Raw genomic sequence first — 7,175 nt, forward strand, 5'->3', positions numbered from 1 at the left:
CAACCGTGGAGATGACCGGGGCCGCGACGTGAGGATACTTACTGAAGAGCGTGAGGACGGATCGCGAGAAGAATGCTGCGCATGTTCTTTAACGATAACAGCACGAACGTGCCGAGCTAAACGGAGAATGACATGACAGCCTTTTCCATTCCCGCCCGGTTTGCTGAGCAGGTCGCGCGGACACCGGAAGCGACCGCCGTGTCGGACGCCGCGCGCGGCACCTCGTTGACCTATCGGGAGCTGGAGCACCGGGCCAACCGGCTCGCGCACCGGCTGATCGGGCTCGGGGTCGGCCCCGAAGACCCGGTCGCCGTCCTCGTGGAGCGGTCCGCCGAGCTGGTGGTGACCCTCCTCGCGATCCTCAAGGCGGGCGGGGCCTACCTGCCGGTCCACGAAGCCGACCCGGCCGAGCGGCGGCAGTGGATCGTGGACCGCGCGCGGCCCTCGGTGCTGCTCGTGGACGACGCGATGCGCGCGGCCGGCGTGCCCACCGGCGTGCCGGTCGTCGCCGTGGACGACCCGGGCATCGCCGGGGAGCCGACCGACGACCCGGGGGTGCCGGTCCACCCCGACCAACTGGCCTACGTGATCCACACGTCGGGTTCCACCGGCCAGCCCAAGGGCGTCGCGGTGACCCAGCGGGACGTGGTGCGGCTCCTGTCCGATCCGCAGTGGGCGGTCGAGCGGCACGCGCGGGTCCTGCTGGTGGCGCCCTACGCCTTCGACGTGTCCACCTACGAGATCTGGATGCCGCTGCTGCACGGTGGCCAGGTGGTCGTCGCGCCCCCCGGCCGGCTGGAGCCCCCGCTCCTGCGCGAGCTGATCACGACGCACCGGATCACCGGGCTCCACCTGACCGCCGGGTTGTTCCGCGTGCTCGCCGAGGAGGCGCCCGCGACGTTGGCCGGGGTCGACGAGGTCCTCACCGGCGGTGACGTGATCGCGCCCACGGCGGTCCGCCGGGTGCTCGACGCCTGCCCCGACCTGGTGGTCCGCGCGCTGTACGGCGCCACGGAGGGCACCGTGTTCTCGGCGCACCACGTGCTCACCGGCGACGCGCGGCCCGGCAAGGTCGTGCCGATCGGCGACGCGCTGACCGGCATCGCGCTCCACGTCCTGGACGAGCGCCTCGCGCCCGCGCCCGTCGACGCCGTCGGCGAGATCTACCTCGCGGGCGAGGGCGTCGCGCGCGGGTACCTCGGCCAGGCCGGCCTGACCGCAGAGCGGTTCGTGGCCGACCCGTTCGGGTCGCCGGGGTCCCGCATGTACCGGACCGGGGACATGGCCCGCCGCACCGCCGACGGCACGATCGAGTTCGTCGGCCGCGAGGACAGCCAGGTGAAGATCCTCGGGTTCCTCGTCGACCTGGCCGAGGTGGAGGCGGCGCTGGCCGACCACCCGGGGCTGGCCCAGGTCGTCGTCCTGGCGCGCGAGCGCGAGGACGGCAACAAGCAGCTGGTCGGCTACGTCGTGCCCGAGTCGGACGACCTCGACCTCGCCGCGGTGCGCGCGTACGCCAAGACGAAGCTGCCCGGCTACATGGCGCCGGAGGTGTTCGTCCGGCTGGACTCGCTGCCGCTGACCGCGAACGGCAAGCTCGACCGCGACGCGATGCCGGAACCGGACTTCAAGCAGGTCCTCGCCTCCCGCGCGCCGGAGACACCGCTCCAGCACGAGCTGTGCGCGATCTTCAGCTCCCTGCTGGAAGTGCCCGAGGTGGGGATCGACGACAGCTTCTTCGACCTCGGCGGCCAGTCGTTGCAGGCCATGCGGCTGTGCAGCCGCATCGGCGCCGCGGTCGGCGTCGGGGTTTCGGTGAACACGCTGTTCGACACCCCGACCGTGGCCGAACTGGCGACGTACATCGAAGCCAAGCGCGCCGCGTACCAGCCCCAGCCCGCCTCCTGACGCCAGGGCCGGCACGTCCGCCGGCGAGCACCCGACCCCGCCCGACAGATTATGGAGCTCCACTGTGGACCAGTACCCGCTGAGTTCTCGGCAGAAAGACCCGTTCGGCGTGTCGCGCTCACCCCGGCACATCGTCGCCCTCGCCCTCCGCATCAAGGGCGAACTGCGCGTCGACGCGCTCAGGGGCGCGCTCGACGAGGTGGTGGAGCGGCAGGAGGCCCTGCGCACCCGCGTCCACTACGACGAGGCGGACGGCACCCGCGGATTCCTGGAGGTGCTGCCGGCGATGCCGGTCCCGCTCGCCGTGCACGACATCCCGGAGACCCCCGGCCGGTCCCGCGACGACATCGCCCTCGACCTGCTCGACGCGTTGAACCAGGAGTCGATGTCCTACCTGGACGCGCCGTCGTTGCGCGCCACCCTGCACCGGTTCGACGACCACGACGCCGTGCTCACCCTCCTCAGCCACCACCTCTTCAACGACGGCTGGTCGGTCGGCGTGCTCCGCCGCGAGATCGCGGCCTGCTACCGGGCCAGGGTGACCGGGGTGCCGCACGCGCTGCCGACACCGCGCCCGTACCAGGAGTTCGCCTCCTGGGAGGAGGAGTTCCTGCGGAGCGAGAGGGCGGAGTCGGCCCGCCGCTACTGGAAGGACAAGCTGGCCGGCGCCGAGATGTGCACGCTGCCGACCGATCGGCCCTACGACCCCGCGACCCACGGGCCGAGCAGCGCGGTGCGGAACTTCACCATCGACCCCGGCACCCTGGCGAAGATCACCGAGAGCGCGGCACGGCACCGGTGCAGCGTCTGGCACGTCTTCCTGGCGGCGTACATGGTGCTCGTGGAGAAGATCTCCGGCCAGTCCGACATCACCCTCCTGACCGTGAACAGCGGCCGGCCGAGCAGGGACTTCTACAACACCATCGGTTTCTTCTCCAACCTCGTGCCCGTCCGCCTGGAGTTCGACGACTGCACGACCTTCCTCGACCTCATGCTCCGCGCCCGCAAGGCGAGCACGGACGCCCAGCAGAACCAGCTCCCCCTCGAGTCGATCCTCGAGATGTACCCCCACCTGCTCAACGGCTCCGGCGACCCGATGGCCCTGCCGTCCGGGTTCAACTACATCGGTTCACCGGCGGAGCACGAGGACACCGGGTTCACCACCAGCGTCGAGCCGGTGACCGCGCCGGAGGAGCAGCCCGCCTCGTTCCGCCGCGGCGTGTTCATCTGGACCTTCCTCGCCGTTGCGGGCGGGGACTTCCGGTGCGTCGTCGAGTACGAGCCCGAGGCGGTCGACGCCGCCACGGTCGATCGCTGGGGCGCGGAGTTCCTCGACCTGGTCCTGGCGATGACCGACCGGCCCGATCAGGTGTGGAACCGCCGATAGACGCGGGGAAAGCCCGCCGGCGGAACAGCGCAACGCGGAAGATGCGGTGCGCCCGCCGGTGCCACAAGCCTGACCACATGTCCGAATTCTTAGGAAAGACCGTTCTCATCACCGGTGGTGGGAGCGGCATCGGCCGTGCCACCGCCACGCGACTGGTCGAGGCGGGGGCGAACGTGGTGATCGCAGGTCGCCGCGCCGAGCGCCTCGACGCCGCGGCGAAGGAGTTGGACCCCACTGGTGACCGGGTTCTCGCCGTTGCCGCGGACGTGGCCCGCACCGGCGAACTCGACGAGCTGATCGGCCACGTCAAAAACCGCTTCGGCCGGCTGGACGGAGTTTTCGTCAATGCCGGCGTGGCCTTCGGCGGCCCGGCCGCCATGGTCACCGAGACCGATTTCGACCACGTCGTCGACATCAACTTCAAGGGCGCCTTCTTCACGATCCAGAAGGCGGTGGCGCTGTTCGACGCCGGCGGCGCCGTCGTGATCAACGGCACCTTCCTCGTGCACCGCGGCATGGGGCCCGCCTCGCTGTACGCCGCGACGAAGGCCGCCGTGACCAACCTGACCCGCTCGCTCGCCTCCGACATGGCAGGCAGGGGAATCCGGGTCAACGCGGTCAGTCCGGGTTACATCCAGACGGCCATGCTCGACAGCATGGCCCCGTCCGAGGAGGTGCGCGAGGCGTTCCGCGCCCAGATCCCGCTCGGCCGGCTCGGCAGGGTCGAGGACGTCGCCGACGCGGTGACGTTCCTGCTGTCGCCCCGGGCGGCGTTCATCACCGGCCAGGACCTCGGTGTGGACGGCGGGCTGGCGACCTCGGTCCCGCTCGGCGCGCCGAACCCGCGGTGACGGCGTCCGGGACGCGACCCCGGCCACCGGGGTGGCCGGGGTCGCGTCCCGACGTCAGGCCGCCGCGGAGGCGGCGCCGGACAGGCGCACGGGCAGCGCGAGGTGCCCGTTCATGATGAAGGTCGGGATCGGTTCGAGTTCCGAGGGGTCGACGGCGAGGGTCAGGTCGGGGAACCGCTCGAACAGGGCGGACAGGCCGGTCTTGCCCACCATCCTGGCGATGCCGGCGCCGAGGCAGTAGTGCGGGCCGTGGCCGAACGACAGGTGCTCCTTGTCCCGGCGGGTGATGTCGAAGGTGCCGGCGGAATCGCCGTGCACCGCGGAGTCCCGCCCGATCGCGGCGTAGTTGATCAGGATCGGGTCGCCCTTGGGGATCGTCACCCCGTCCAGCGGGATGTCCTCGACCGCGTAGCGCAGCGGCAGGCTCGCCAGCGGCGACTCCACCCGCAGCACCTCCTCGATGACCTCGTCCCAGGAGACCTGGCCCGACTTGACCAGTTCGAGCTGCTCGGGGTGGGTGAGCAGCGCGGTGACCGCGTTGTCGAAGAAGTTGATCGTGGTCTCCGAGCCGGCGCCGAGGATCGCGAAGGTGGTGTCCACCAGCTCCTGCTCGCTCAGCGCCGAACCGTCGTCGTCCCGCGCGGCGATGAGGTCGCTCGCGATGTCCTCGCCGGGCTGGGCGCGCTTGAGGGCGATGAGGTCCTCGATGGCGCCGCGCCAGCCGAGCAGGATCTCCTGCCCCTGCTCGGGGGTGACGTCCGTCCGCGCCATCATGTCCATGACCTTCGCGGCGGCCACCCGGGCCTCCTCCGGCATGCCGATCAGCTCGGCCACGAGCATGCCGGGCAGCGGGTACGCGAACGCGGCCTTCAGGTCGACCACCTCACCGGCCGCCGCGGCGCCCTCCAGGCGGTCGAGCAACGTGTCGGTGATCCGCTTCGCCAGCGGCTGCACGTCCTCGGGCCGGCGTGAGCTGAACGCCTTGCCGATCAGCCTGCGCAAGCGCTTGTGGTCCTTGCCGTAGGTGGTGGACACGTTGTCCATCGCGACCCAGCTGATCATCTCCCAGTCGGACGGGATCCTCCCCTCGATGAAGGCCGGCCAGTGGTGGCGGGCGCTCTTGGTGACGTTCGGGTCGCCGAGCACCTTCTTGCTGACCGCGTAGCTGTTGATCGACCAGACCAGCACACCGCCGGGGATCTCCACCTGGACCGCGGGGCCTCGCGCGCGCAGTTCGTCCGCTTGGGTGTGCATGTATCGGCCGGTGTTGTCCAACGCGACCGGACGGTTTGTCTCCACAGCTGTCTCCCAAAGCTCGCAGTGGCTCTACGGTCATTGCTCGACGCGGTCGAACCGTCGACGGCACCCATGGTGAACAGATGGGTGTCGTGCGCGACGGTATCATCGGAGGGCTTTCCCGGTCTTATTCTTCCGTGCTCTCCGAAAATGAATTCCAGGGAACCGGGAATATTGCGCCGAGAAGGTAACCCGGAATTTCGGGCACGACGACGGGAACCCCGCCCTCGTGCTTGGGCGGGGTTCCCGTGGTGCGGGGCTCGTGGAAGCAGGCGGAGAGGAACGCGGACGAGGAGTTGTCGAGCCCTCCCGGACCACGTCACTTGTCGTAGTCGTCGTGGTACCGCAGCCAGGACCACTTGAAGTCGAGGTCGGCTTCCTGTCGTCCGAGGAACGTCAGGTCGAGGTAGTTGTAGGTGTTGTTGACCAGGTCGGTGCCGCGGAAGGCGGTCGAGTAGGTGCAGTAGATCTCGTCGCCGTCGCGCAGGAAGACGGTGATCCCCGGGATGGCCGCGACGCCCGGCATGAGCTGGATGCGGAAGTCGTCGTAGAAGTCGGTGCCGAACGAGGAGGTCACCGGGACGGACCAGCCCAGCCGCTCCTTGTGCGGGAGGAACTCGCCCAGGGGCAGCGGGGTGTCCACCACCAGCGACGTGTCGCGGGCGTGCAGGTGCTCGAGGTGGTGGGGCATGTTGTCGACCCAGAACGAGCAGCCCAGGCACAACATGCCGCCGGAGTCGGCGGGCAGCATGAAGTGGTAGATGATCAGCTGCCGCCGGCCCTCGAACAGGTCGAGCAGGCTCCGCTTGCCGTCCGGCGTGTCGAATTCGTACTTGTTGTCGACGGGGAACATCGGAAGCGCCTGCCGCTGGGCGTGCAGCACGTCCCGAGCCCGGCTGTGCTCCTTCTCCTTGGCGAGGAAGGGAAGACGCTCCGCCAGCCATTCTTCTCGCGATACGACTCTGGGCAAGGTCATCCGACAGCTCCTAGTTCGGGCTCGTCCTCGGGCTTGACGACCACCCTTCCGGCCGACCGGCCGCGGCGCATCTCCGCACTTGCCGTCCTGGCGGGATCGCCGAAAAACGTCCGGGACCGCCTCGCCCAGGCCATTCCGGCTCACCACGCGCCGTAGCGCCGAGGGGCGACCTCCGGCATTCCTCCGTCGGCGGGGAAGCGGGGCTTCGCGAACGTACCGAGTATTTTCCGCCCCGCGACGGTCACCGCCGTATCCCGCCGTGCCGTCTTCGGGATTGGTGGATAGGCAATTGTGGAGATGTTTCGGGTGGGGCCGCCGGGCAGACTGATCAGCGAGCCGCCCACCGTGGCGCGGGCGATCGCGAATGACGTGTCGCCGGCCGGATCATCGTCCCAATGGGAATGAGGTTGCCGTGTCTAATCCGTTCGAGGACGCCGACGCCCTGTACCTGGTCCTCGTCAACGACGAGGGACAGCACAGCCTGTGGCCCGCCGGCATCGCCGTCCCGGCCGGCTGGACCGCGGCGCACGGCGCGGACTCCCGCTCGAACTGCCTCGAGTACGTCGAAGCGCGGTGGACCGACATGCGGCCCCACAGCCTCGTCCGGGCCGAACGGGCGTGACGGACATGGACCTCCGGCGGGAGCTGGTCGTCTCGGGGTGGAACGACACGGCGCGGGATGTTCCGGTGGTCGTGTTGTCGGATTTGTTCGCGGGGCGGGCGGCGCGGTCGCCGGGTGCGGTCGCGGTGGAGTCCG

6 protein-coding genes are annotated in these 7,175 nt (G+C 69.9%); 4 read left to right on the plus strand and 2 right to left on the minus strand.

All coding sequences use genetic code 11. The annotated features are described in order from the left end of the window. Positions 1–132 precede the first annotated feature (132 nt). The 3 genes from CKY47_RS30965 (at position 133) to CKY47_RS30975 (ending at position 4,146) form a co-directional block, all read left to right on the plus strand. The gene (locus CKY47_RS30965; RefSeq protein ID WP_306749867.1) at positions 133–1,908 is read left to right on the plus strand and encodes a non-ribosomal peptide synthetase; all 1,776 of its coding nucleotides are present in this window, start codon (positions 133–135) and stop codon (positions 1,906–1,908) included. Positions 1,909–2,017: 109 nt separating this feature from the next. Beyond that, complete coding sequence (locus tag CKY47_RS30970; protein ID WP_306749868.1) at positions 2,018–3,295, plus strand: condensation domain-containing protein; 1,278 nt, start codon at positions 2,018–2,020, stop codon at positions 3,293–3,295. A gap of 41 nt (positions 3,296–3,336) precedes the next feature. Then, positions 3,337–4,146: an SDR family NAD(P)-dependent oxidoreductase gene (locus tag CKY47_RS30975; protein WP_306749869.1), complete on the plus strand. Its 810-nt coding sequence runs from the start codon at positions 3,337–3,339 to the stop codon at positions 4,144–4,146. 54 nt (positions 4,147–4,200) lie between these two features. Here the strand turns inward: CKY47_RS30975 and CKY47_RS30980 are convergent, their stop codons facing one another. Both CKY47_RS30980 and CKY47_RS30985 read right to left on the minus strand, forming a co-directional pair. Beyond that, the gene (locus tag CKY47_RS30980) at positions 4,201–5,400 is read right to left on the minus strand and encodes a cytochrome P450 family protein (RefSeq protein ID WP_306749870.1); all 1,200 of its coding nucleotides are present in this window, start codon (positions 5,398–5,400) and stop codon (positions 4,201–4,203) included. Positions 5,401–5,761: 361 nt separating this feature from the next. After that, positions 5,762–6,418, minus strand: a complete 657-nt coding sequence (locus CKY47_RS30985; RefSeq protein ID WP_306749871.1) for a DUF899 domain-containing protein — start codon at positions 6,416–6,418, stop codon at positions 5,762–5,764. 412 nt (positions 6,419–6,830) lie between these two features. Here CKY47_RS30985 and CKY47_RS30990 point away from each other — a divergent pair, with 412 nt between their 5' ends. Beyond that, positions 6,831–7,040 carry an MbtH family protein gene (locus tag CKY47_RS30990; protein ID WP_306749872.1) on the plus strand — a complete coding sequence of 70 codons (210 nt, stop codon included), beginning with the start codon at positions 6,831–6,833 and terminating at the stop codon, positions 7,038–7,040. Positions 7,041–7,175 lie beyond the last annotated feature (135 nt).

Origin of the sequence: Saccharothrix longispora, from assembly GCF_030852425.1 — a bacterium.
In the GTDB taxonomy this organism is placed as follows: domain Bacteria; phylum Actinomycetota; class Actinomycetes; order Mycobacteriales; family Pseudonocardiaceae; genus Actinosynnema; species Actinosynnema longispora.